General features: G+C 62.4%; 1 protein-coding gene. It reads right to left on the minus strand.

Annotation, left to right across the window (positions count from 1 at the left end):
• Nucleotides 1-2 precede the first annotated feature (2 nt).
• Complete coding sequence (gene tuf / locus RM96_RS30215) at nt 3-1193, minus strand: elongation factor Tu (protein ID WP_039015422.1); 1191 nt, start codon at nt 1191-1193, stop codon at nt 3-5.
• Between the last annotated feature and the right edge of the window lie 2 nt (nt 1194-1195).

The following is a 1195-nucleotide window of genomic DNA, read 5'->3' on the forward strand; positions in this document are numbered from 1 at the left end:
GCTTAGTCGAGGATCTTTGCCACGACGCCGGCGCCGACGGTACGGCCGCCTTCACGGATAGCGAAGCGCAGGCCTTCTTCCATGGCGATCGGGGCGATCAGCTTGACGGTGATCGACACGTTGTCACCCGGCATGACCATTTCCTTGTCCGCCGGCAGCTCGATCGAGCCGGTCACGTCGGTCGTACGGAAGTAGAACTGCGGGCGGTAGTTGTTGAAGAACGGGGTGTGACGGCCACCTTCGTCCTTCGACAGAATGTACACCTCGCCGGTGAAGTGGGTGTGCGGCTTGATCGAACCCGGCTTGCACAGCACCTGGCCGCGCTCGACGTCTTCGCGCTTGGTGCCGCGCAGCAGCAGACCGACGTTGTCGCCTGCCTGGCCCTGGTCCAGCAGCTTGCGGAACATTTCCACGCCGGTGCAGGTGGTCTTCACCGTCGGCTTGATACCGACGATTTCGATTTCTTCGCCGACCTTCACCACGCCACGCTCGATACGGCCGGTCACCACGGTGCCGCGACCCGAGATCGAGAACACGTCTTCCACCGGCATCAGGAACGTACCGTCAACGGCGCGCTCCGGCGTCGGGATGTAGGTGTCCAGCGCGTCGGCCAGGTTCATGATGGCCACTTCGCCCAGCTCGCCCTTGTCGCCTTCCAGCGCCAGCTTGGCCGAACCCTTGATGATCGGGGTGTCGTCGCCGGGGAATTCGTACTTCGAGAGCAGCTCGCGCACTTCCATTTCGACGAGCTCGAGCAGCTCGGCGTCGTCCACCATGTCGCACTTGTTCAGGAACACGATGATGTAAGGCACGCCAACCTGGCGGGCCAGCAGGATGTGCTCGCGCGTTTGCGGCATCGGGCCGTCAGCGGCCGAGCAAACCAGGATCGCGCCGTCCATCTGGGCAGCACCCGTGATCATGTTCTTCACATAGTCAGCGTGGCCCGGGCAGTCAACGTGCGCGTAGTGGCGGTTGGCCGTTTCGTACTCGACGTGGGCGGTATTGATGGTAATACCGCGCGCCTTCTCTTCCGGCGCTGCGTCGATTTCGTCGTACTTCTTGGCGGCACCGCCAAACTTCGAAGCCAGCACCGTGGCGATCGCTGCGGTCAGCGTGGTCTTGCCATGGTCAACGTGACCAATCGTACCAACGTTCACGTGCGGCTTGGTCCGCTCGAACTTTTCCTTTGCCATTT

The sequence above is a fragment of the Cupriavidus sp. IDO genome (genome assembly GCF_000812465.1).
In the GTDB taxonomy this organism is placed as follows: domain Bacteria; phylum Pseudomonadota; class Gammaproteobacteria; order Burkholderiales; family Burkholderiaceae; genus Cupriavidus.